This is a genomic window from Streptomyces sp. NTD107 (assembly GCF_059510435.1).
Genome location: NZ_JCAJZV010000016.1, coordinates 69,039 through 90,466, shown reverse-complemented (window position 1 = coordinate 90,466; position 21,428 = coordinate 69,039). Strand labels below are relative to the sequence as shown.

22 protein-coding genes are annotated in these 21,428 nt (G+C 68.9%); 11 read left to right on the top strand and 11 right to left on the bottom strand.

From position 1 onward, the window contains the following. Nucleotides 1-67 precede the first annotated feature (67 nt). From AC5WRL_RS25010 to AC5WRL_RS24980, 7 genes are all read right to left on the bottom strand, one after another. Nucleotides 68-433 (bottom strand): hypothetical protein, encoded by a 366-nt coding sequence (locus tag AC5WRL_RS25010; protein WP_496090920.1) that lies wholly within the window; start codon nucleotides 431-433, stop codon nucleotides 68-70. Nucleotides 434-435: 2 nt separating this feature from the next. Beyond that, a complete protein-coding gene (locus tag AC5WRL_RS25005) occupies nucleotides 436-2,049 on the bottom strand; it encodes a hypothetical protein (protein WP_496090919.1) in 1,614 nt (537 codons plus the stop codon). A gap of 47 nt (nucleotides 2,050-2,096) precedes the next feature. Next, nucleotides 2,097-2,516, bottom strand: a complete 420-nt coding sequence (locus AC5WRL_RS25000; protein WP_496090918.1) for an ATP-binding protein — start codon at nucleotides 2,514-2,516, stop codon at nucleotides 2,097-2,099. 125 nt (nucleotides 2,517-2,641) lie between these two features. Continuing rightward, nucleotides 2,642-3,877, bottom strand: a complete 1,236-nt coding sequence (locus AC5WRL_RS24995) for a helix-turn-helix domain-containing protein (RefSeq protein WP_496090917.1) — start codon at nucleotides 3,875-3,877, stop codon at nucleotides 2,642-2,644. Between the two features lie 34 nt (nucleotides 3,878-3,911). Next, entirely contained in the window at nucleotides 3,912-4,829 is a 918-nt protein-coding gene (locus AC5WRL_RS24990) for a hypothetical protein (protein WP_496090916.1), read from the bottom strand. Between the two features lie 133 nt (nucleotides 4,830-4,962). Further along, nucleotides 4,963-5,775 (bottom strand): IclR family transcriptional regulator, encoded by an 813-nt coding sequence (locus AC5WRL_RS24985; protein WP_496090915.1) that lies wholly within the window; start codon nucleotides 5,773-5,775, stop codon nucleotides 4,963-4,965. A gap of 32 nt (nucleotides 5,776-5,807) precedes the next feature. Next, entirely contained in the window at nucleotides 5,808-6,752 is a 945-nt protein-coding gene (locus tag AC5WRL_RS24980) for a quinone oxidoreductase family protein (RefSeq protein ID WP_496090914.1), read from the bottom strand. Between the two features lie 236 nt (nucleotides 6,753-6,988). Between AC5WRL_RS24980 and AC5WRL_RS24975 the strand changes: the two genes are divergently transcribed. The 3 genes from AC5WRL_RS24975 to AC5WRL_RS24965 all read left to right on the top strand — a co-directional run bounded on the left by AC5WRL_RS24975 (nucleotide 6,989) and on the right by AC5WRL_RS24965 (nucleotide 10,124). Next, the gene (locus tag AC5WRL_RS24975; RefSeq protein WP_496090913.1) at nucleotides 6,989-7,312 is read left to right on the top strand and encodes a hypothetical protein; all 324 of its coding nucleotides are present in this window, start codon (nucleotides 6,989-6,991) and stop codon (nucleotides 7,310-7,312) included. A gap of 884 nt (nucleotides 7,313-8,196) precedes the next feature. Then, complete coding sequence (locus AC5WRL_RS24970) at nucleotides 8,197-9,249, top strand: hypothetical protein (protein WP_496090912.1); 1,053 nt, start codon at nucleotides 8,197-8,199, stop codon at nucleotides 9,247-9,249. Between the two features lie 425 nt (nucleotides 9,250-9,674). Beyond that, nucleotides 9,675-10,124 (top strand): hypothetical protein, encoded by a 450-nt coding sequence (locus tag AC5WRL_RS24965; RefSeq protein ID WP_496090911.1) that lies wholly within the window; start codon nucleotides 9,675-9,677, stop codon nucleotides 10,122-10,124. 178 nt (nucleotides 10,125-10,302) lie between these two features. Here the strand turns inward: AC5WRL_RS24965 and AC5WRL_RS24960 are convergent, their stop codons facing one another. The 3 genes from AC5WRL_RS24960 to AC5WRL_RS24950 all read right to left on the bottom strand — a co-directional run bounded on the left by AC5WRL_RS24960 (nucleotide 10,303) and on the right by AC5WRL_RS24950 (nucleotide 12,384). Further along, on the bottom strand, nucleotides 10,303-11,085 hold the full coding sequence (locus tag AC5WRL_RS24960; RefSeq protein WP_496090910.1) for a hypothetical protein: 783 nt from the start codon (nucleotides 11,083-11,085) through the stop codon (nucleotides 10,303-10,305). A gap of 63 nt (nucleotides 11,086-11,148) precedes the next feature. Then, nucleotides 11,149-11,331, bottom strand: coding sequence for a hypothetical protein (locus AC5WRL_RS24955; protein ID WP_496090909.1), 183 nt, complete (start codon nucleotides 11,329-11,331; stop codon nucleotides 11,149-11,151). Nucleotides 11,332-11,361: 30 nt separating this feature from the next. Next, nucleotides 11,362-12,384, bottom strand: coding sequence for a C40 family peptidase (locus tag AC5WRL_RS24950; RefSeq protein WP_496090908.1), 1,023 nt, complete (start codon nucleotides 12,382-12,384; stop codon nucleotides 11,362-11,364). Nucleotides 12,385-12,578: 194 nt separating this feature from the next. On the opposite strand from AC5WRL_RS24950, the gene AC5WRL_RS24945 reads away from it, so the two are divergent. From AC5WRL_RS24945 to AC5WRL_RS24925, 5 genes are read left to right on the top strand one after another with little or no spacing between them, the layout of a single operon-like run. Beyond that, nucleotides 12,579-12,899, top strand: coding sequence for a DUF8827 family protein (locus tag AC5WRL_RS24945; RefSeq protein WP_496090907.1), 321 nt, complete (start codon nucleotides 12,579-12,581; stop codon nucleotides 12,897-12,899). Nucleotides 12,900-12,903: 4 nt separating this feature from the next. Beyond that, a complete protein-coding gene (locus tag AC5WRL_RS24940) occupies nucleotides 12,904-13,680 on the top strand; it encodes a DUF8175 domain-containg protein (protein WP_496090906.1) in 777 nt (258 codons plus the stop codon). Further along, nucleotides 13,646-15,148: a hypothetical protein gene (locus AC5WRL_RS24935; protein ID WP_496090905.1), complete on the top strand. Its 1,503-nt coding sequence runs from the start codon at nucleotides 13,646-13,648 to the stop codon at nucleotides 15,146-15,148. The genes AC5WRL_RS24940 and AC5WRL_RS24935 overlap by 35 nt, the downstream gene beginning before the upstream one ends. A gap of 4 nt (nucleotides 15,149-15,152) precedes the next feature. Continuing rightward, nucleotides 15,153-16,652, top strand: coding sequence for an SCO6880 family protein (locus tag AC5WRL_RS24930; protein ID WP_496090904.1), 1,500 nt, complete (start codon nucleotides 15,153-15,155; stop codon nucleotides 16,650-16,652). A gap of 8 nt (nucleotides 16,653-16,660) precedes the next feature. After that, nucleotides 16,661-18,022: a putative type IV secretion/conjugal transfer ATPase gene (locus AC5WRL_RS24925; protein WP_496090948.1), complete on the top strand. Its 1,362-nt coding sequence runs from the start codon at nucleotides 16,661-16,663 to the stop codon at nucleotides 18,020-18,022. 5 nt (nucleotides 18,023-18,027) lie between these two features. Here AC5WRL_RS24925 and AC5WRL_RS24920 read toward each other — a convergent pair whose 3' ends face one another. Then, nucleotides 18,028-18,519 (bottom strand): NUDIX hydrolase, encoded by a 492-nt coding sequence (locus AC5WRL_RS24920; protein WP_496090903.1) that lies wholly within the window; start codon nucleotides 18,517-18,519, stop codon nucleotides 18,028-18,030. Between the two features lie 77 nt (nucleotides 18,520-18,596). On the opposite strand from AC5WRL_RS24920, the gene AC5WRL_RS24915 reads away from it, so the two are divergent. Genes AC5WRL_RS24915 through AC5WRL_RS24905 form a run of 3 tightly spaced genes read left to right on the top strand, consistent with a single transcriptional unit; the run spans nucleotide 18,597 to nucleotide 21,419 of the window. Further along, the gene (locus tag AC5WRL_RS24915) at nucleotides 18,597-20,399 is read left to right on the top strand and encodes a type IV secretory system conjugative DNA transfer family protein (RefSeq protein WP_496090902.1); all 1,803 of its coding nucleotides are present in this window, start codon (nucleotides 18,597-18,599) and stop codon (nucleotides 20,397-20,399) included. Next, nucleotides 20,392-20,898 carry a hypothetical protein gene (locus tag AC5WRL_RS24910; protein ID WP_496090901.1) on the top strand — a complete coding sequence of 169 codons (507 nt, stop codon included), beginning with the start codon at nucleotides 20,392-20,394 and terminating at the stop codon, nucleotides 20,896-20,898. Before AC5WRL_RS24915 ends, AC5WRL_RS24910 begins: the two co-directional genes overlap by 8 nt. Beyond that, nucleotides 20,895-21,419 (top strand): hypothetical protein, encoded by a 525-nt coding sequence (locus tag AC5WRL_RS24905; RefSeq protein WP_496090900.1) that lies wholly within the window; start codon nucleotides 20,895-20,897, stop codon nucleotides 21,417-21,419. Before AC5WRL_RS24910 ends, AC5WRL_RS24905 begins: the two co-directional genes overlap by 4 nt. Nucleotides 21,420-21,428 lie beyond the last annotated feature (9 nt).

Here is a 21,428-nt window from a genome sequence, read left to right as displayed (position 1 = left end):
GCGTCGTTCGGGCTGTGCCTCGGTCCCGGTGCCGTCACGCACCGGGACCGAGGGTTTCTGGGGGCGGTCAGGTGAAGGACCACCAGACGCTCGCCACGCTGGCCGCCAGGGCCGCTACGCAGATCATGGTGATGGCGGTCGAGGCGGCGCCGTGCGCGGCTGGGTTTGTGGGTGGGGCGGGGATGAGCCGGAGGAAACCGCGTACGTGGTGGGTGGGGCCGCGTGGGGGGTCGATGTCGCGGACCCACAGGGTGAGGCGTTCGGTGCAGCGGACGCAGGCGTGGAAGGGCTTGACCCGGCCGAGGTTGATGACGGGGCCGAGCCAGAGCACGTCGACTCCGTTCCGGTCGCACATCAGGCACCGGCCCTTCTCGGTCCAGCCGGCGACCAGGTCGGTCTCCACGTAGACGTGACACGGAGAATCGGCGGGCATCGTCAGAACCTCCCGGTAACCGGAGCCAGGACGCGGATCACGAGGTCGGCCACCGTGCGGGCGCTGTGCCCGGTCCAGCGGCAGATCTCGTCCTTGGCGGGCGTCGGCACGTGGGAGCCGGCGGGCATGCGCTCGATGTGGCGGAGAGCCGCGGCGATTCCGTCGCTGCCCGCGCAGCGCTGGGCGGCGCCGTGGTGGGCGAGGGCGAGTGTGGGGTCGCCGGGTGGGACGAGTTCGAGCACGGGAATGTTCAGCAGAAGTGCGTCGATCGCCGAGTTGGAGTAGCCGGTGACGAACGCGTCGGCGCCGGCCACGCAGCCGCGCGCGCCGACGTGCGGGCCGGCCAGGGCCACGCGCTCTCCTTCGGCGAACCGGAGCAACGGCCTGACTGCCGAGAGACGTTGTGCGGGATGCGGGGCGATCACGAGGCCCCAGCCCGGGCCGATCTGCCGGAGCGAGTCGAGAAGGACGCGGAAGTGAGCGAGCAGCCGGCCCTCCGGGTACGGCTGGCTCCCCCAGACCAGCGTGCGCGCAGGGGCCGCCCCCGTCTGGACGGTGAACAGCGCTTCCAGGTAGTCCCGTTGGGCACGGCGGTCCACACCGGCGAGCCCGTCGTAGCGAGGCTGCCCCGTCACGTACTGTCGCGTCTCGCGGTGGCGGCGCTGCCAGCCGCTGCACCGTTCCAGGTCTCTGGGGCCCATCACGGTGACGTGCTTGCAGTGCTGCGCCCGCCAGGCCACTTTGCCTTCCACCCACGCACCGGGCTGGACGTAGACGGTCTCCACCCCCGCACGTTCGGCGCACCGGGTGGCGAGCAGCCCGGCCGGGTCGGTGTCATCGGCGCACAGGAACGCCTTCGGCCGGACGGAGCCGAACACGTCGTCCAGCCACCGTTCCACCGCGACGGCGGTTGCCCAGGAAGGAGCGCTGATACCCGAGGACCGTTTGACGGCGCGGGCGACCAGCTCGGCCACCCTGGCCACCGGCAGGTCGTGGAACCCCACCCGTACCGTCCGTTCGTCGCGGACCGAGTGGATCGAGCCCGCCGGGAGTCCACCGTGGGGGAGCACCTCCGGAGGGCGGACGACCACCACGGCGGGGTGCGACGGTGCGGGGAATCTGTCGTGCGTGTCCTCGGCGAGATCGATCACGCTGCTGGTGATGCCGCGCCGGGCCAAGTCGTTGAGGACCGGAAGCAGCGTCTCCGCGTGGAGCCTGCGCCAGGAGACGGCCGCCACGAGCGCTCGGCTGACGGGCCGCGATGGCGGTCGATGCCGTGCGGCCGGGGGACGAGGTCCTCCGGCGCCCGTTTCACCCGTGCCCAAGGTGGCGTCGGCGAGCCACGGGCTGTGCAGCGCGGTGATCCGGCCTCCCGACGTCACGGGGAGCCGCTCGTCGTCGCGCCGGGTGGACAGCACACGCCGCACCAGTTGGGTCAGCAGTCGCCGGGCCGGAACCTGGTGGACGTCCAGCCAGCTCACCCCGCCCGGGGTGAAGACGGCGTCCCGGTAGCTGTTCTCCAGCTCCCGCGTGAGCGCGTCGACGCGGCGCTCCAGCAGGAGGTGGGATCTGCTGGTTCTGTCTTGATGAGGGATCGGTCGGTGTTCAGCGAACACAAGGGCCTCCGAGCGGAGAAGACGTGGGGGATGAGATGGCGTGGCCCTCAGACCAGGTCGCAGCTGAACCAGACGATCTTGCCGTCACAGCGTTCGGTGAGTTCGGTTCCGAAGCCGGTGGCCATCTCGCGCAGCATCCAGAGCCCGCGGCCGGATTCGGCCTGCCAGTCGGGCTCGACGTCGACGCGCGGGAGCCTCCGGGAACGGTCGAAGACCTGCACCGTCACGCGGGTCCCGATGCGGGTGATCCGCAGATAGCAGCGGGGGTGATCCACGTGCTTGGCGACGTTGGACAGCAACTCGCTGACGCCGAGCCGTACGAGTTCCACCGCCCGGTCGTGGGCGCCCCAGTGCAGCAGCAGCTCAGCCGCTGCCCGGCGCCAGTGTTCGATCTCTGTGGCATTGACGATCAGGGACTGTCCGTAGACGTGCTGGTCGTACGTGGCTCGTACGGAAGTCGTTGTCATGGCGCCTCGCCCGACATAGCGGTCCTTCGGTCCGGCCGGAACGGTGTTCCGGGTTGCCGCCACCGAAGGTAGGAGCCGGAGAGGCCGGAAGGTTCACGGTGGTGAACCCCGTTGGGAGGCGGGTATCAGGAGGCGATGCCGATGCGGTGAGCCAGCCCCTGCACATCGCGGCGGGTGCGGTCCGTGAGCCGGCGGCGGGCGAGTTCTCGTACGGTCTCGGCGACGAGCCGGTTGCCCCGTACGCGCTGCGGGGCGAGGCGTTCGGCGGTCAGCAGCGCGGCGACGGCGCGGGCCTCGCGACCCCGGGCGTGAGCGAGGGAACGGCCCAGGTCGGTGTGGAAGGCGGCTCGGCGTCCGGCGGGCAGGACGGACAGGTCCGCGTGGGGACCGGTTCCGGCGGCGACGGCGGTCCCGTACTGGTGGAGGTCGGTGTTCAGGCTGACGTGGTGGATGCCTACGTTCGCCGGGCCGAAGTTGAGGTACCAGGTGCGCGATTCACCGATCCGGTCGGCGAGGTTCGTCGCCTCGGCAAGGTGGCCTCTGACGTCGGTGAGGCGGCTTTCCCCGGAGCGGGCGCGATCCAGGGTGGTTGCCGTGGCGCGGATGAGATGCAGTTCGCCGAGCAGGGCGTGGGCGGCGGGGGTGGTCAGACCCTGCTCCAGGGTGTCGGCGGCATCGGTGGCGTGCTGGAGCGCCTGAGTGGGGGAGCCGGCGGACATCAGCACGTGGGCGGTGAAGAAGCCGGACAGGGCGGTGTACGCCGGGTCCTCCAATTCGGCGGTGAGGTCGGCCGCCCGGGTGACCGCGATGAACGCGAGGTCGGAGTACCCCAGGTACTTGAGCAGCATGACGGTGGCCGGGTGGTAGGCGGCGATCAGCAGCCGGAGCAGCCGGCGGCGCTGGTGTCCGCCGTGGGCCTCGGTCGCCGCGTGGAGATCGGCCAGGAGGCCGGGGAGGGAGGCCGCGAGTTCTCCGAACCCGGCCGCGTGGTAGCGACGGTTGGCCTCGGCGACGCGCTCGGCCAGCACCGGTTCCGGCGGGGGCGGCCCGGGGGGCCGGGACCACAGGCCCGCACCCATCAGGGTCAGCCGGAGCGCCGGGATGGCGGCATGGGCGTCGGCCGAGACACGGTCGGACGGGGGAAGGTGTTGGCCGGCCAGCTCGACCGGGGTCGTCTGAAGGACCTCGGCCAGCGCCGCGATGTGGCGCGAGCTGTCGAGCAGGCGCTTCCCGTTCTCCACCATCGACAGGAAGCCGACCGAGATCCCGGCCCCCTGGGCCGTCTCCTTGAGCGTGAGGCCACGGCGCAGCCGGGCCATGCGTACCCGGGAACCGATCGCCTGAGTTCGTCCGTCGTCCATCGCCGACACCAGCCTTGGGTAAGTGATGTAGGTCTCAGCGTACGCCGGTGCGCCGGAGGTGGTGCAGGAGCTCGCGGGCCAGGGGGTCGGAGGCGAGCCGCAGCGGCGAGAACCCGTGTGCCTGGTCGAGGAGTTCAGCGGCACGCAGGGGCTCGCCCAGCACCGCGTTGGCGCGGGCGGCGACGAGCAGGAGGTCGTACCGAACGGCGCGCGTCAGCGGTTGGCTTTCAGCAGGTTGGGCTTGGTCAACGGCTTCGTCGGCTCGTCCGAGTTCCAGCGCCACCAACGCCCGGCCGGCCCGCACCGGACCGGCTTCTTCGGGTGCTACGACGTGTTGGCCGGCGGCGGCCAGCGCGGCGTGGGCCGCTTCCCGATTCCGCAGAAAGGCGTGAGCCACCGCCTGGAGGATGAACGATTCGGTGGAGGCCGATCCGCCGGCCCGCACGAGGGCGGCCTCGGGCTGGCCCAGTTCGAGGAGCAGACGGGTTTCCTCGGCAAGGATCGACGGGTGACCGGGCGTACGGGCCCGATGCAACATCAGCCAGGCCAGATCCCCGTACCCCATCCGCCGCAACAGCCCGGCGCCGGCCGCGTACCCCTCTGGCGGGATGTCGCTGCCGAGTGACGCCAGCAGGTTGGCGGCGAGCAGCGATTCGTCGGCGTCCGCCTGGGCTCGCAGCAGCCGTGCCACAGCGATGTGCCCGCCATCCGCTTGGTCGGCGCGGTGGCCGGCCAGATGGCGCCGGACGAAGAACGCGGTGCCGCGCAGTTCGGCCTGTTCCTGGCTGCTGGGTGGAACGGGACGACCGGACAGTTCGACAGCGCTGACCTCAAGAGCCCGTGCGAGACGGCTCAGCATCCCGTACGAGGCCACCCAGCCGTCGCCGTGTTCAAGGGCGTCGATGACGCCGGCGGCGACCCCGGTCTGCCGTGCCAGCTCATGAGCCGTCATCTGCCGCCTGGTCCGCCAGAGGCACACGGCTGCCCCTATCGGACCAGGTGCATCAGTGTTGCCTTGCCCGTCCATCCCCCGCATGGTCGCACAGCCACGCTCTGGCGGATCGGGGGTCGAACAGTGAGAAGGCTCAGGCCGTCGGCCAGGGGCTGGAGGAGAAGCTGCTGAGTTTGGCGGCGGTGGTTCTGGTGGCTTCGATGATGTTGGGAGGTGGTTCGGGCATGACGTGGGCGGGTTTGAGGAGGAGGGTGGAGCCGACGATGGAGTCGTGCCAGAGGATGGGGGCGGCGCAGCTGTTCCAGCCGGGCATGCATTCCTGGTAGCCGGTGGCGTGGCCCTGGTCGCGGATGTCGGTGAGGGAGCGGAGCAGCGCGTCGTTGTCTCGGTAGACGCCGGGGCCGGCTCCGTCCGGGATGGGTTCGGCCAGGACGCGGCGCTGGATGGGCTCGGGGAGGTAGGCCAGGATCGTACGGCCGCTGGCGCCGGTGCGCAGGGAGCGGGTGACGGAGAGGACTTCCCGGGTGGTGAGGCCGAGTTCGGCGAGGTCGGAGTCGCCGACCGCCATGTCGACGCACTGGCGGTGCGCGCCGCTGAACGGGGCGAGCATGTAGAGCAGTACGAGGCCGCCGTGCGTGGCCGTGCGCAGTTCTTCCAGGGCGGTGTGCGCGCCCTGCCCGGGGGCGTGGGCCAGGGCGTGGAGGGAGAGGTGGGCGGTGCTGGTGCCGAGGCGGTATCTGCCTCGCCCGACGCGCTCGAAGACGCCCTGGTAGACGCCGGACTGGAGGATGCGGAAGACCGTGGAGTCGTCCAGACCAGACTTCTCCGCGAGTTCGCCGGGGCCGTGGATGCTCCCGCCGAGGTCGGTGAAGGCCCGTTGGACGCGGAAGACCCGTTCGGCGTGGCCGGTTCCGCCGGGGCGAGGTGCGGCAGGGTTGGTGTGCATGCGGTTCCTGGGGGTCGGGCGGGGCAGCACCTTCACTTCGTGGGGTCCAACGACAGCTTCCCGGTGTGGGTACGGGCGGCGAGCGTGGTGTGGGCGGCGGAGGCTTCGGCGAGGGGGTAGACGCCGCCGGTGATGGTGCGCAGGTCGCCGGTGCGTACGGCGGAGAACAGCTTTTCCATGCTGGTGGGGAGGGCGGTGCGGTCGCCGTAGAGGTTGGGGAGCCAGAAGCCGGAGACGGTGATGGACTTCTCCATCAGGAGGTGCAGGGGGAGTTGTGCCTGGTGGCCGGAGGCGAAGCCGTAGACGGCGAGCCGGCCGCGGGGCGCGACAGCGGCGAGTACGGCGGAGAGCTGCGGTCCGCCGGTCATCTCCAGGGCGACCTGGACCGGTCCGCCGGCCGCATCCAGGATGGCGCCGGTCAGATCGTCGGCGGTGGAGTCCACGGTCGCGTCCGCGCCGAGGTTGGCGGCGAGCTGCCGCTTCTCCGGCGTGCTGGCGAGCGCGATCACCTTCGCACCTGCGGTCTTGGCGAGCTGGACGGCGAGTGATCCGAGACCGCCGCCCGCTGCCGGGATCACCACGCGCTCCCCGGCCTGAACGCCGGCGGCGGTGAACAGGATGTGCCAGGCCGACTGGCCTTGGAGAGCGAGGCAGACCGCCTGGTCGTCGGTGATGTCGTCCGGCACGTCCCATGCCACGCGGCGGTGGAGATGCGCCTGTTCCGCGTAGCCACCGCCCCGGGTGAGTCCCACGAGCCGACGGCCGTCCGCTGTCGTGCCCAGCACCTCGTTGCCCGGGACATAGGGCAGTTCCACCGGGGCGAGGTAGGTGTTTCCGCGTACGTGGACATCGGCGAAGTTCACTCCTGAACGACTGACGTTGAGGAGGTGATGACCGGCTCGCGGCTCAAGGTCGGGAACCTCGGTCAGCCGGAGGACTTCCGGCCCGCCGAATTCTTCCATGGTGATGGCGCGCATGATTTTCTCCCTTCTCCGGAAACGCTATCTCATTCGTTCCTCTCCGTTCATGGACGTTGTCCTGGCCGATGTTTCTGTTTCTCGCCCGGTGAGAAGGTTGAACTTTCTCGCTTCTCGCCACGCGAGAAACGGAATCGAAAACTCCCGGCTCGCCAACTCTGTGTTGACATGGGTTTTTTGTCAAGATAGACAGTGGGTGTTCAGTCTGTTGGCGAGAAGTCATTCCGGGGTGATTCATGAATTCAGTCGCGGGAAAAGTGTGTGCTCAGCAGAATGTGCTGACCGAATTCGGAGAGCACGTTCCTGGCTCGTCTCAAGAGAAACGGCAGGGGCCAGTCAGCGTTTGGCTGAGCACGGATCAGGGCGGCAGCCTCCGGTTGCCGATCTCGGCCGGCAGTGATGCCGCAGGAGCGACCCGCCTGGTATTGGCATCGTCGGGTGGCGCCGGTGAGGAAAGAGGACGCGAGGAAGCACTGCGTGCCGCGAGCTGGCTCATGCCGAGTCTGTCGCCCGAACTCATCGCCGAGGTCCTGGGGTGGCCGGTCGGCGATCGCCTCTGAGCCTTGAACCCGGGGAATTGCATCAGCTGCGCGACGTCTTCCCGGTACAGGCCGACGACTTGGCACGTCTCGTTCCCTGAAGCCTAGCTGCCCACCGGCGCCGGAATGCCGGTATCGGTCTTGAAGTGGCTCTCCCGTACCGAGCGCGTCACGCTGCTCATCCGCATCCGCGATGGTAGCGCCCAAGTTCATCCACGCCCTGCTGGACGGGCTGCCCGCCACTGGGGTCCGGATCATCTGCACAGGGGCCTGGTCGCCGCCGGTGCACTGCTCGACTGCGACGGACAGTTCGCCACACTCGGCCTGCCCACCCGGCGGGGCGCGACAGCGCACTGCGAGACCTCGCCACCCATATGCCCCCGGCTGTCCTCCACCAGGTTCTTGGCGGTTCCATCGCCGCCGTCAGCTACTGGACCCTCGCCGCCGGCATCGACCGCGCACGATACGCCGCCGCGTTCGGTCGCCGGTCATCACCGTCTGCCTGAGGAAATCCATCCTCGATCACGCGACTGCGTGCTCGCTGTGGGCAGCACTGGTCCTGGCCGGCACACCAGGGCGCACTTCTCTTCCCCTCATCCAGGGCATCCATGCCCCGGCCACTTCTGGTGCAATACGGCCGTACGCGACACCGTCTCGTCCGGCTGGTGGGTTGAAGAAACGAGACTTCATGGCAGACGGCTCAGGAATCCGTCACCCGGCAGGATTAAGTATCGCGAGGTCGCCTCGGGGCAGCGAAAGTAGGTGCAACTATGGAGTCCGGTGCGCGTGAATCCATCATAGGGAACGGTGAGGAGAATTCCCGAGCCGCGCTCTTCCGTTCGCATCACATCGTCCACAGAACTTCGGCATGTTGCCCCGCAGGCCGTCAACACAGGGAGAGTCTCATGAGCGCCACGCCGATCGTAGGAAAGATCTACAGGATCAAGAACAAGAAGGACGGCTCCAAATTCATGGAGTCAAGCAGCAGTGTCGATTCTCAGATGGTATTCTGTCGGGCGTCTTTGAATCCAGAGCAGTGGATGATCGTTGAAGTCAAAACTGCCGAGACCTCTCACCCGGGCGGTATCTGCGGTGTAGTTAAATACACGGGATCGGATCATTACGTCCAGCAGTGTGCCCACATGGATTATTGGGATGCGTTCAAGGGAGATGGAGGCATCCTTTGGGAGGCAAAGGATGCTGGGTCGGGATATTTTCGACTCTGGAACGTCCATGCTGGCCAGTACGCAGTAAGCGAAAATGGCGTGACATTGTTCACCGATGATAAGAGGAGTGACGGAAGCGACCTCTTTGCGCTGGAGGAAGCCGGAGAGTTTTCCGCTGTCGTCAATCTGAAGAAGGTGGCCGCCAAGACGCCCGATGCTCCCAAGCTCACCAGCATGAACGAGCCGGATGAGAATGTTCCGGACGAGAAGGGGATCCTGACCGGAGTCACAGCCGTACCCTATTTCGTGATCAAGAACGATCACGGAAAGGATGCCGATTGGCAGGGGAAAAATTCCCCTTACTACATCGTGGAGAAGTGGTCGCGTTATCACCGGGTGGGCTGGCGGACCTATGCGGCACACAAGTCCGAGTCCTATACGTGGTCATCCACGGTTGGCGTGACGAAGGAGAATTCGAAGACGATCTCCGACACGACCACCTTCAATATCAGCGCGAACGCCAGTTTCTCTTTCTGGGGCTTCAGCGCGGGGATCAGTGCGTCGTTCGGGCATGACATGAATGTCACGACGACTGAAAGTGTCACCACCACCTACACGGACACGAAGGATCACAACGAGACCATTAACCCGGAGCACGATGAGCTGATCGCCACCTATCTCATGGTCCACAAGTTCATCTTCTATCGTGCCGACGGTGAGACGGACATTCTCAACTTCGACTTCACCATGCGGGACTCGCCCTACGAAGTCACCCACAGCTCAGACAATTAGCAGCTGACTGGGCTCCCTCCTTCAGCGGAGAGTCCCTCCCCGGCCGGTCGATAAGCGGAGCATTCGTGGTCGCCGCAGCCTGCGCGCATCGAAGGATCGTGGCCGCGTGCTCGTCGCGGCCTGGCCAGGGTCTGTCTCTCATTCACCTCTCCACTGCCGAGGCCGGTCAGCCAGCTGGCCGGCCTCGCGTCTGAACGCCCTGTCCAGAGCGAAGCATGGGCAGTGAGTTCGTTGCTCGCCGGACATTCCAGCTTCTTCGGCCCTCTGGGCCTCGCTCGTCACGCACCAGAGGGCTTCCTGGTCGGTGCGTGCCACCGCCCGCGCCTCAGTGAGCCGACAACGGCGAGTCTGTACGGCCAGCCGGACGGGCACGAACGGGTGTGGCGGCCTTTTTGAGGCCGCATCACCCATTAGGAAGGTGGACTATGAAGCGCTTCCTGCTTCTGCTCCTGGCAACCGCCCTCACGTTCCTGCTGCCCTCCGCCACCGCGAACGCCACTTCCTTCCCGTCAGCCTCACCGCTACAGGTGAGCAGGGTCGTCGGCTACTGCACGATCTCCATGGACAACATCCACCAGTCCAGCACGGACCCCAAGGCCGTGAACGTCCATGCGAACCTGAAGTGCACCCGCCCCGTGACCAAGTACTCGATCCGGGTGACCCTCACCCAGACGGATACAGGTCACGACAACATCGGAACCAAGATGGGCAGCACGTTGACACCAGGCAGCTCGGTACACGCCACCGCTGCGGTACAGCCGGGCGACAACGCCGCCCACCCGTATCGGTCCGTAGGCGTCTACAGCTTCACCGTCGACGGCGTCACCTACAACAACCAGACGATCCAGGACGAGGCCACCGTCGCCCTCCCCTGAATCGTTGTGCCAGCGGGTGGGCGCGCCCACCTTCGTGCCTCGACAGCGTGACATAGAGCAGGTGCCACCAGCCCACACTGCCACGGCTGGTGGCACCGTCGTGTTCAGGTGGGGGCTTTCCGTGTTCGTCACCCCACGGATACTCCGACGACCATCACATCCCCGGCCAGAGAGATCATCACTCCCGAGGGGGATTTCGCAGGTCCCGATAACCGAGTTCACCAGTAGACGCCGCTTCTTCGACCTGCTGGAGATGGGCGATGAGGGCGAGGACGGCCCTTCGGCTTGGCTCTGTGAGGACTGCCGCCCCCATCGCGATCTCCCGGACGCTGTCCTCCTGGACGGCGTCGAGAAGGCGAGGCGCGCGGACCACCGCACCCGCAGTCGCGACCTGTTCAGTGGTGAGCGGTGCGGCGGCGCGGGTGAGGTCGCGCAGGCCCGGGTCCCCGAGAGCCCTGAGCACCGTCGTGTCGTCGAGGACGTCCCGGATGGTTTCCCGCTGGTCCGCGCCCAGTGACCTCAGGCGGTCCCGCACCTCGTTGTCCTCGGTGAGTTCGAGCTGCCTGAGGCGGCCGAGGAGTTCCTGCACCGTGGCGAGGTCGGCGGGTTCCTGCGCAGCCCCGTGCACTTTGATGTTCTGGACACCGCGCTGCTTGAGGGCGCGGAGGAGTTCCAGCTCCGCTTCGAGCTGGGTGAAATCTGCTTGGTCGTCGCTGAGATAGCCGATCGGCACGGCGAAGAACTTCGCCAGTGCCTGAAGGTGGTGGAGCTTCGGGTTGGTCGTGCGTCCGGTGGCCAGCTCCCAGACGTAGGGGCCCGAGATGCTGATGCCCGTGCTGTCGGAAACCTGCCGGGCGGTCGCCTCGTAGGAGGGTGGCTGCTCGCCTCTGGGCGTCTTCAGCTCGCGGAGCCACTGGATCTTCTCCGCCAGGGTCTTCGGCCGGCGGACATCGTCTGCCATCGGCTTCTCCCTCCTCCAGTAAGCGGTCGCGGAGAGCCTATCGCTCGTCCTGACGGCGGGAGGTCAGGAGCGACGGGCACGCACGTACGACCAAGCGACTCCGATGGACACGACGACGAGCGCCTGGAGAACCACCGGTGTCCCTCCCGGCGAACCGACCGCCTTCCCGGCGACGAGAACGCCGGAGAGGATGAGAACGTAGGGAAGCAGGAAGAGAACGGTGCGCCCTCGACGGATGACGCTCATGGTGGGGTCCTTCTTTCGGTGATTCTCCGGTCAGATGGTGCTGGTGCCACCCGCTCCCGGGAATGCTGGTTCGGCCCATCCCAGATAGCGCAAGCGCCACTGGCCATCCGTCAGTTCCCGGCGCGGAACGAGCGCGATCTTGCCCTCTCCTTCATAGCTGTCCATGATGTCGTTGCTCGCCACCAGGTCGTTGCCGAGATAGAGGGCCACGTGCCCCGCGGCCTCGCCGGTCTCGTAGAAGAGGAGTGCGCCGGCCGGAGGGGCTTCTTCACCGGAATGAGTGAGACCCATCGCGCGAAGCCGGTCCCAATGAATCGCTGCCGTGGCCGAGCCGCTGTACGCGTAGCCGTATGTCTCGGCGACGAACTGGCCGCAACGTCGATACCAGCCGGTCTCTCCAGCGGTCTCCCGCGCGGCGGCGATCGCTCGTGCCGGTGAGCGGGGATTGGTGGCGGAGAAGTTCGCCGTCGGTTCGTCGCCGATTTCACCGGTGCAGGCGGTGAATTCCGATGTTGTCGCGCTGGAGCCCCAGCTCTCCGCCACGAGTTCTCCGGCTGCCCTCTCCCAGCGGGCGTAGGCATCGGGGAACGCGCTGCGCTGCACGGACTGCGCGACCTCGGTGAGTGGCGCGCTCTCCCATCCGGATACGGCCAGGAGCGCGTCGTAGAACTTTCCGGAGGCGTACACCGGGTCCCTCAGCTCGGCGGCTGTCCCCCACCCCTGGCTCGGACGCTGCTGGAAGAGCCCGACCGAGTCGCGGTCGCCGTGGTCGAGGTTGTGGAGGCTGGACTCCTGGATCGCGGTCGCCACGGCGATCACCGCTGCCCGGGTCGGCAGCGCTCGGGTTCTGGCGACATCAGTGATCGTGGCCGCGTTACGGAGCTGGGCCTCGTTCCACCGGGCGCTGGACTGGGCTCCGCGCGGGCCCTGCCGCTCGGCGCAGAACCGGTTGCCGGGTTCGCCGGCGGCTCCAGCTGTGGCGAGGCCCATGAGTGCGGGCAGTGAGAGCCCTGCGGCGAGTGCTGCGACGGCTGCTTTGTGTGTCGTCTTCACCGGGATCCTCATCGTAAACGAGTGTGAAGGGTGAGAGTGGGTGTTGATTGTCCTGTTCGGCCGAGCGAGTGTGGATGCCGGAGCTTAGCGTGTTCTCTCTTCATAAACATGTGTTGTCAACATGGTGTCAGGTACGTTGTGCCGCGTTCCGCACATGACGGGCCTTGCCCGACGATGGGATGAGAGGATGTGACGTGTCCGTTTCGCACACGCTGGTCCTGGCTGCCAACGGCGGCATCGGAGACCTCGTCAACGGCGTGGCTCCGGACTGGGGTCCGTTCTCCGCGCTCGGCGACACCGCCCGCACGGTGGTCCAGGTGATCATGGCCGGCGTCATCGTGGCGCTGCTCGGCCGGGCGGCCCTCGGCGCGTTCCACATCAAGATCGGCGAGAGCCAGCACGACGTCGCCCAGGTCTCCAAGGGCAAGAAGGATGTCGGCGCCTCGCTCGTCGGGGCGTTCGTGGTCGCCTCGCTCGGGACCATCTTCACGATCGTCTACGGCATGGGGGTCTGACGCCGTGCCAAAGATCCGACAGTCCACCCGGCGCGGGACCAGGGTGCTCGGCGGAGAGGTTCAGCAGTCGGCGGCCAGCGGCAAGCCCTGGTGGCTCGGTGCGGCGATCGCGGGTGGGGGATTCGCGCTGTTGCTGGGGCTCGCTGTCATGGTGAACTCCGGTGCCGGCGGTGCCCCTGCTGTTTCCGAGTCCGCCGACGATGAGCTGGTTGTTCTCGCCGATGACGACGGTGGCGGGGAGGTGCTTCATGGCGTTCCGGTCGGCTACCCCCGTACCGAGGTGGGAGCCGTCCGGGCCGCCGTCAACTATCAGCTCGCCCGGTCAACCGTGGCGTACCTGACCGATCGCGCCCACCGGCACCGGGTCATCGACGTCATCGCGGCCTCGGGGGCGGTCAAGACGCTGACCCGGACGGACGACACCGCCATGGATCTGGCGCTGGTCTCCCTCGGCGTGCGCAAGCGTGACGCGGGCGCCCTGGTCGCCCGGGCGGCCCCGGTCGGAGTCAAGGTCAACGGCTATTCCGGCCAGGTCGCCACCATCAAGGTCTGGATGACCGGCCTGATCGGCACCACGGATCAGCGGGCCCCGCTGCCGGTGTCCGCCTCCTGGAACACGTACACCGTCACCCTCCAGTGGCAGGACGGCGACTGGAAGCTCGCGGATGTGAGCGCGGTGCCGGGGCCGACGCCGCTCGATACCGGGGGCAGCGTGCCCAGCACCGTCGACGACTTCCGCCGGGCCGATGAGGAGTTCGATGCGCCTCCCTACCTCGGCTGAACGGGGGCCGGCCCTCGTCGGGCTTCTCGTCGGCTTCCAGACCCTCTTCCTCGCGGGGCAGGCGCGGGCCGCCGCCCGTACCGGCTGGTGCGACAGCATCCCGTTCGCCGACAAGGTGTGCGACGTGGTGAGCGGCGCCCGCGAGATGTACGACTTCGCGCGCGATCCGCTCGGCTACCTCGCCCAGCTGTTCCACGACGCGGTCGCGTTCCTCTTCACCACGATGATCAACGCCCTGTTGTCGACCACGAGGATCGACTGGACCGACCCGGGGTTCCTGCGGACGTACGGCATGGCCTTCGGCGTCTCGGCGGTGCTCACCGTGATCCTGTGGCTGATCGCGGTCGCCAAGCGCGTACTTCAGGGGGCGCCGGCGCTTCAGGCGGTGACGGAGTCGATCGGCTTCCTGCTGCTGTCCGTGGTGGTGTCCGCCCTGGCGCCGGCCGCGATCGCCTACGTGACGCAGCTGTTCGACGAGGCGGCGGAAGCGATGTTCGCCCCGGTGGCCCCTGACGCCGCCACCATGGTCGTGACGGTGACGTCGGCGATGTCGGCCCTGATGACCATCCCCGGGGGCCCCATCATCGTTTCCTTTCTTGCCCTCGGGCTGCTTGCCGCCGTCTCGGGCGTCTGGATGGCGCTGATCATCCGAGACGCGCTCGTTCTGTCCGGGCTGGTCTTCGGCGCCACCGTCTTCAGCGGACTGGTGGACCGGAGCCTGTGGAGCCATGTGAAGCGCTGGGTCGGTGTGATGGGCGCGGTCATCGCCAGCAAGTACGTGGTCCTGACGACGATCGCACTGGCCACCGGCATGCTCACGAGCGACGGTGGCGACGAGTCGTCGATCGGGCAGTCGTTCGCCACGGTGTTTACCGCTATCGCCCTGTTCTGGCTCGCGCTGTATCTGCCGTTCCAGCTGTCGAAGTTCCTGCCGCTGCTGGGCGACGACATTCAGGGGATGTACCAGGCCCGGGATGACTTCGCGGGACGGGCCCAGCGGATGGGCGGCAAGGTTGGCGACACCTTCCAAGAGCTCAAGAACCGGTTCGGCGGCGGGGGCGGAGGCGACGAAGGGGGCGGCTCGTCCGACGGCGCCTCGGACGGTACGGCGGATGCCGCGGCGTCCTCGACCGGGGTCGGTGCGGTTGCCGTCGCCGGGAAGAAGGCCGTCGAAGCGACCCAGGAACACGTGGAGCGGACGGCGGAACAAAGCGTCGAGACCGCCACCGCGGAAGAGAGCCGGGCGCCGGACGACACCGTCACGCCACCACCGCCGAACGCTCGGTCAGGTGAACAGCCCGGCTCTGATGCCGACATCCCGCCCGCGGCTCCGACCGGCAGGTCCGCCCCTGAACCCGATCCATGGGATGACCCGCCGGAGACCGCGCCGCCACCGGGGCGCTCCCGGACTCCCGAAGCCGAGCCTCCGCACGATCCCGAAGCCGTACCCGAACCCAGTGGGAGGTAGCCCGATGGCACGTACCTTCACCTTTCCCCGTCCCCGGCCGCGTGGGCTGCTTGGGCGGCGGTTCGAAGGGGATGAACAGCTCGTTCTTGTCACCGGATTCGTTGGTGGGCTGCTGGCCGCCTGGACGGTCGGCGGCACGCTCGTCAGGATCGCTGTCTTCGGAGCCGTCGCCGGCGGCTGCGCCTGGGTCACGCTCGCGCCGTACCGGGGGCGTACGTACCTCAAGTGGTACGAGATCAACCGCACCCATCGCCGGCTGCTGCGCGACGGCTCCCTGCTGTACCGGTCCAGGGCGCCGCAGGCCGGCCGGTTCGCGGACGGTCGCCGGGCCGCCGTCGACGTGCCGCCCGGTGTCCCGCGCGATCTGGAGTGGATGACCGCCCGCACCGCGTTCGGTGAGATCGCGATCCTCCTCCAGCCGCACGAGCGGATGTTCACCGCCGCCATCGAGGTCGAGGCGATGCGCGACTTCGGCAGCCTCGACAGCGATGACAAGGAGTCGCTGATCCGGGCGTACGAGTTCCTGCTGAAGGCCACGGCGGACGGCGGCGGCCGGATCCGGCGGCTGCAATGGATCACCCGGATCATCCCCACCGACCCCAACACCCACGCCCGCGACGCCGCCGCCCGCCGCGACCCGGCCGCCCCCGCCTGGCTGGAGCACTCGTACGCCGAGCTGATCCGCCAAGTCGCTGTTACCGCCGAGGACCGGCGGCTCATCCTGACGCTGGGCATCCCGTACACCCCCGAGCTGGTGGCCGAAGCCCGCCGCTACGCCACGCTCCACGAGGGGTACGCGGTCACGCTCGGCAAGGAGATCGAGGCGTTCGTCCGCAACCTGCCGCGCGGCCAGCTGCGGCACGTCCGCAACCTGGACGAGGGCGCGCTGGCCTCGTACCTCCACCATGCGTACGACCCCGGGCACTGGATCGACGACACCACCGGCATGGACCGGGTCACCGCCTGGCCCGCCGAGCTGGACGCCCGCGCCGCCGGCCACATGGTCTCCCGCAGCTGGGAGTCGGAGGAGAGCGGCTGGCACTCCCGCACCGCGTGGATCAAGGAGTGGCCGCTGCTCCCCGCCGGGGTGAACTTCCTCGCCCCGCTGCTGCTGTACGTCCAGGACGTCATCGTCTCCGTCGCCGTCACCATGGACCTCGTCCCCTCCGAGCAGGCCATCCGCGAGGCGATGGCCGACGCCACCAACGAGCTGGGCCAGGCCGACAAACGCGCGGGCAAGATCGAGGACCCGCGCGAGCAGAAGTCCCAGCAGGCATCCCTCGCCACCATGCGGGAGATCGCCAACGGTGCCGCCGGCACCCGCCTCACCGGCTGGATCACCGTCACCTCCCCGAGCGGCGAGGCCCTGCGCCGCGACGCCGACACCATCCGGCACGCCGCCACCCGCAGCGGCCTGCGCCTGGAGTGGTGCGACCACGAGCACCACCGCGCCTTCGCCAACACGCTGCCGTTCGCCGGCGGCCTGCTCCCGGAAGGGCGCTGATCACCGTGATGCTGGACATGCTGCGCGCCCAGGCGCAGACCCGCCGCCGCGCCATCCGCTCCACCACCGCCAACACCTGCGGCCTGTACCCGGCGGTCGGCGCCGCCGGCATGGACCCGCGGGGCGTGGTCATCGGGCGGGAGGCGTACAGCGGGAAGGCGTACATCTTCGACCCGTTCATCCTGTACGACCCGAAGGCGCGGGTACGGCTCCCCAGCGGGCACGTGCTCATCCTCGGCAAGAGCGGGCACGGCAAGTCGGCGCTGGAGAAGACGTACGTGCTGCGCCAGCTGCGCTTCCGCGACCGCAGCTTCTGCGTGCTCGACGCCCAGGGCGAGGACGGTACGGGGGAGTGGGACGGCATCGCGCGGGAGCTGGGCATCACGCCGATCCGGCTGGTGTACGGCGACGCGGGCGACGGCGTACGCATCAATCCGCTCGACCCGCGTATCCCGCAGGAGCACCAGTTCAAGGTGCTGGTGTCGATGATGGAGATCCTCAGCGGTGGTCCGCTGCCGCCCACCACCAGGTTCGCCCTGGCCGAAGCGCACCAGGCGGCGGTGGTGACGGCGCGGGACCAGCAGCGGGTTGTCGTGCTCTCCGATGTGCTCGACGCCCTCACCGCCCCTCGTCCGGCGCTGCTCGGACAGCAGCGGGTCGACATCGGCGAACTGATCGAGTGGGGCCGGCCCGCCGCCCTCGCCCTGGACGAACTGTGCAACCCGGACCGCGACCTGGCCGGACTCTTCGACGGTCCGACCACCGAGGGCATCGACCTCAATGCCCGGCTCATCATCTTCGACCTGACCCGGCTGCCGCGCGAAGGCGAGGCGATGCCGCTGCTGATGGCGGTCATCGGCCCGTGGATCCGGTTCGGCTGGATCAAGCCCGGCGACACCATCAAGCGCACGCTGATCGTCGAGGAGGCGTGGCACATCCTCAGCCACCGCCCGGTGGCCCGGCTCTTCGAGGAACTCGTACGGTACGGGCGCCGGCTCGGCCTGTCGTTCTGGGCGGTGCTGCACCACCTCGCCGACCTGTCGCTGGAGGACGCCCCGGAAGCCGCCGCGATCCTGAAACTGACGGCGACCCGGGTGCTGTACCACCTCGACCGCGACGAGGCCGAGGTGACGGCCGACTACCTCGGGCTGACCGCCTGGGCCCGCAAGGCACTCCCGGACGGCGCCAACATCTGCGCCCCCGGCCGCGCGATCTGGCAGGTCGGCTCCCGCATCAACCTGGTGGAACACATCCGCACCGCCACCGAGATCCGGCTCACCGACACCAACCGCCGCATGACCGAGCGGGCGCACGAGTTCACACATACGGACGTCTTGATCCCCATGAACCCAAGGGCGGCAGGCCGATGACGAACCTAGCCGCGCAGGGCCTGGTAGCGGTCAAGCGCCTCGCGGGCGTCCGGGACGAACACCTGGCTTCGTACGAGGACTGCGAGCTCGGGCTCAGTAAGCCAGTTCCACCAGGCGACCTCCTGGGGGTCTGGCTGAACCGGCGTCGTGATGACGGCCTCGTGAAGGCCCAGCCAGTAAGGACTGATCTCGCCCGCACAGAGGAACTTGAAGACGAGGCGGGGGCTGGAGCTGACCCCCAACTCTTCGGCCAGTTCGCGCGCCGCGGCTTCTTCGTACGACTCACCGACATTGACGGCACCGCCGAGCATCCAGTTGAACTGACCCGGGAAACGGGACGCGTCGTCCGGACGGCGGTGCACGAGGAACCGTCCCTCGCCGTCACGGCACACGATCGTCGCCACGCGGTGCGGCCACTTCTCCCGAATCGCGTCTCCGCGGTCGACGACCGCCACGACCTGATCCCGCTCATCGACCCGCTCTACCAGTTCACCCATGGGACACACGATGGCAGGGGTTCCTCGCGGGGAAGGCCGACTGTCCCGGTAATCCCGCTGCGGAAGGGCGGCGCCGCATGATGCCGAAACCGGCCGTACCGATGACGGCGGGGCGGCTGCGGCTGGGCCGGGACGCCGTGTGGATGGTGCCGCTCGTCGTGGCGTTCGGGCTCACCGTGCTGACCTGGCTGTCGGCGCTGCTCTCCGGGGTGCCGGCGCACGGCCGGCCCGCGTTCGTCAGCTGGGAGTCGGTGGCCGCCGCGCTGGCGCCCCTGCTGGCCCGGCCGGCGGATCCGGCGTCCGCGTGGCCGCCGGGGAGCGGGGTCGGCGGGCCGTTCGCGTTCTGGTGCTGCTTCGTCGTGCTGCTCGCCGGCACGGTCGCGGGCGGCCGGGCGGCGCTGCGGTGGTGGCGGCGCCGGGGCCCGGACGGTGCCGATGGCCGCGCCGCCCCGGCGCAGTTGGAGCGGGCGATGGGGGAGGGGCAGGCCCTGGCCCGCGCGGTGGCGCTGCGCCCGGCGATGTACGGGCGTGACCCCGGCTCGGTGACGATCCGGCACGTCGCCGTCCACATCGGCAACGCCGACCCCGCCCACATCCCGCTGTGGATCACCATCGAGGAGAGCGTGGTCCTGGTCGCCCCGCCCCGGGAGGGCAAGACCAGCCAGATCATCCTCCCCGGCATCCTCGACTTCCGGGGCACGGTGCTCGCCACCAGCTCGAAGACGGATGTGCTGTACGCGACGGCGGTGCTGCGCGAACCGTACGGTCCGGTGCGCGTCCTGGACCCCACCGGCCTGTCCGGCTGGCCGCACCAGCTGCGCTGGCCGCTCACCGCCGGCTGCGAGCGCTACCAGGTCGCCCGCAAGCGGGCCGAGACGCTGGTCGCCACCACCAAGAGCGACGAGGGCACCAGCAACGGCGGGTACTTCAACCTCAACGCCAAGACCCTCATCACCTGCTGGCTGCACGCCGCCGCGCTGAACGGCCGCCCGGTGTCCGACGTCCTGAGCTGGGCCGCCGACCCGGAGAACCGCGAAGCGGTGGACCTGCTCGCCGGGCAGGGGAAACACGCTCTCGCCGAGGCGCTGGCCGGCCAGCACGCCGCCGCCGAGGAGGAACGCAGCGCCACCTGGCGCACCGCACAGCAGCCGTTCATCGCGCTGTACGACGACCAGGTCGCCGCCATCTTCGCCCCTGACGGCGACGACGCCGAGGTCTTCGACATCGAGCGGTACCTCACCGAGGGCGGCACCCTCTTCCTCATCGGGGAGGACGAGGAGGGCAGCGCGCTGGCCCCGCTCAACGCCGCGTTCGCCAAGGCCCTCTTCGACACGGCGAAGACGATCGCCGGCCGCGCCCCGGGCGGCCGGCTGCCGCTTCCGCTCGGCTGCTTCCTCGACGAGCTGGCCAACGTCGCCCCGCTCCCCGAGATCCCCAGCCTGATGAGCGTCAGCGGCTCTCAGAACATCTTCGTGATGGCCGTCCTCCAGTCCTACGCCCAGGCGGAGGAACGCTGGGGCCAGCTCGGCGTACGGAAGATGTACGCGGCCGGCACCGTGAAAATCTTCCTCGGCGGCATCTCCGACCCGGAGGAGCTGAAGGCGTACAGCACGCTCACCGGCGAGTTCGACGAGGATGTCGAGACCGTCAGCGCCGACCACGTCGGCAACGTCTCCGTCTCCACCGCGCTGCGCCGCCGCCCCGTCCTGGAGCCGGCCGACATCCGGATGATCCCCGAGCGCGGTGGGCTCGTCATCCACCGGCGGACGCCCGCGACCCTGGTGTCCTTCGTCCGCGCCCACGAGGGCCCGCGCGCCGAGGAGATCCGGCAGGCGACCCGCCGGGCCCGCGAGCTCGTGGAGGCGACGGGCCGTGGATGACCTCTTCGACGAACTGACGGCCATCAACGGCGAACTGGCGCTGCTCGGTGAGCGGGTCCTGGTGCTGGAGCGGCAGGACCCACCATCCGGCGCGCGTCCCGCCGGGACCCCGGTGAACTGGGCGACGCTGCCCCCGGACCAGCACCCGGCCCACTGGATCGAGTTCGTCGCCTGGGTGGCCTGGCTCGCCGACCGGTACGAGCTGACCACCGATCAGCTGCCCCGCGCCTGCTGGTGGCAGCACGGCGCGGTGGTCGAGGAACTCACCGCGCTGTGGACCTCCCACCGCTCGGCGTACGGCGGCGACGAGGACGCCGGTGCCGCCCCGTACCTGTGGCAGGACGCGCTCTCCCGCGCCATCGAACGCATCGGCCGCCACTGGCTGGGCCCCTGCCGCAACGGCCAGCACCGCGACCGGCACCGTACCGCCTGGTCCGGCGACGAGCCGTACCTCACCACCATCCTCACCTTCACCCCACAAGGAGCGACGACGACATGACCATGAACCGATACGGCATCGAGGCCCAGGCGTACTGGCGGCGCTGGCTGCCCCAGCGCCACGCGGCCCTCCCCGACCCGATCGCCTTCTTCACCCACCTCGGCGAACAGGTGGAACAGCAGGTCGGCGACCTCTGGGACCAGCTGGTCAGCACCGACCCAGCACCCGCCGACGAGACGCACGAACAGCGCGTCGGACGTCTGGGCCTGCTCAAGGCCCAGGCCGAGCACGAGGTGCTGAGCGAACTGGTGCGGCTGGAACCCGAGGGAGGCTTGGAGTACGACGTGGACGACGACGAGCTGCTGGAGAGCGACGAGCAGTTCGCCGCCCGCATGCGGCAGGTGGAAGCACGTACCGAATGGCTCGGCACCACCGCCGACGCCCTCATCGACGGCACCGTCACCCTGGCCGACCTCGACGACGAACAGGTCCGGCAGATCCTGGACTACCTCACCCCGTCCTTCCTCCGGCTGCTGGGCACCTCCATCGAGGACCTGCACGCCGAAGGCCGCCGCATCTAGCGACGCGGC

Bases quoted from the DNA above. Each gene is read 5' to 3' on its own strand.
- AC5WRL_RS24990 (WP_496090916.1), bottom strand. From the start codon at position 4,829: ATGACGGCTCATGAGCTGGCACGGCAGACCGGGGTCGCCGCCGGCGTC.
- AC5WRL_RS25000 (WP_496090918.1), bottom strand. From the start codon at position 2,516: ATGACAACGACTTCCGTACGAGCCACGTACGACCAGCACGTCTACGGA.
- AC5WRL_RS24970 (WP_496090912.1), top strand. From the start codon at position 8,197: ATGAGCGCCACGCCGATCGTAGGAAAGATCTACAGGATCAAGAACAAG.
- AC5WRL_RS24995 (WP_496090917.1), bottom strand. From the start codon at position 3,877: ATGGACGACGGACGAACTCAGGCGATCGGTTCCCGGGTACGCATGGCC.
- AC5WRL_RS24925 (WP_496090948.1), top strand. From the start codon at position 16,661: ATGCTGGACATGCTGCGCGCCCAGGCGCAGACCCGCCGCCGCGCCATC.
- AC5WRL_RS24930 (WP_496090904.1), top strand. From the start codon at position 15,153: ATGGCACGTACCTTCACCTTTCCCCGTCCCCGGCCGCGTGGGCTGCTT.
- AC5WRL_RS24935 (WP_496090905.1), top strand. From the start codon at position 13,646: ATGAGGAGTTCGATGCGCCTCCCTACCTCGGCTGAACGGGGGCCGGCC.
- AC5WRL_RS24985 (WP_496090915.1), bottom strand. From the start codon at position 5,775: ATGCACACCAACCCTGCCGCACCTCGCCCCGGCGGAACCGGCCACGCC.
- AC5WRL_RS25010 (WP_496090920.1), bottom strand. From the start codon at position 433: ATGCCCGCCGATTCTCCGTGTCACGTCTACGTGGAGACCGACCTGGTC.
- AC5WRL_RS24980 (WP_496090914.1), bottom strand. From the start codon at position 6,752: ATGCGCGCCATCACCATGGAAGAATTCGGCGGGCCGGAAGTCCTCCGG.
- AC5WRL_RS24975 (WP_496090913.1), top strand. From the start codon at position 6,989: ATGAATTCAGTCGCGGGAAAAGTGTGTGCTCAGCAGAATGTGCTGACC.
- AC5WRL_RS24920 (WP_496090903.1), bottom strand. From the start codon at position 18,519: ATGGGTGAACTGGTAGAGCGGGTCGATGAGCGGGATCAGGTCGTGGCG.
- AC5WRL_RS24965 (WP_496090911.1), top strand. From the start codon at position 9,675: ATGAAGCGCTTCCTGCTTCTGCTCCTGGCAACCGCCCTCACGTTCCTG.
- AC5WRL_RS24960 (WP_496090910.1), bottom strand. From the start codon at position 11,085: ATGGCAGACGATGTCCGCCGGCCGAAGACCCTGGCGGAGAAGATCCAG.
- AC5WRL_RS24905 (WP_496090900.1), top strand. From the start codon at position 20,895: ATGACCATGAACCGATACGGCATCGAGGCCCAGGCGTACTGGCGGCGC.
- AC5WRL_RS24955 (WP_496090909.1), bottom strand. From the start codon at position 11,331: ATGAGCGTCATCCGTCGAGGGCGCACCGTTCTCTTCCTGCTTCCCTAC.
- AC5WRL_RS24915 (WP_496090902.1), top strand. From the start codon at position 18,597: ATGATGCCGAAACCGGCCGTACCGATGACGGCGGGGCGGCTGCGGCTG.